This is a genomic window from Brevibacterium sp. SIMBA_078 (assembly GCF_046534565.1).
Lineage (GTDB): Bacteria > Actinomycetota > Actinomycetes > Actinomycetales > Brevibacteriaceae > Brevibacterium.
In genome coordinates, this window is the sequence record NZ_JAWRYQ010000132.1 from 1 (window position 1) to 297 (window position 297).

Here is a 297-nt window from a genome sequence, read left to right on the forward strand (position 1 = left end):
GCCAGCTATAAATCCACCAGGTAATCAGAAATAGAGGGAAGCATCCTATAATAACAAATAGCCCCCTTCGCATCGATTTCTCTGATATATCACCATGCATTCTTTGATAAATCCCGTAGATGAATACAAAAAAAGCGGGCATCATAACTATCAAAGGAATTACTACAGGTTTAATTTTTAACGACATTACATTTTCAGCAATAAGACTTAATGTGCTAATTTCTAATTTAAAGCTGTAGGCATAGAGAGTAATGATTAAACATAAAACGCCTATAGAAAACCACCCCTTTTTAGGGT

General features: G+C 34.7%; 1 protein-coding gene. It reads right to left on the minus strand.

Annotated elements, in window-relative coordinates; translation table 11 throughout:
• Positions 1 to 297 (minus strand): hypothetical protein (locus tag SB749_RS19170; protein WP_410711701.1); only part of this gene is annotated, 297 nt, incomplete at both ends.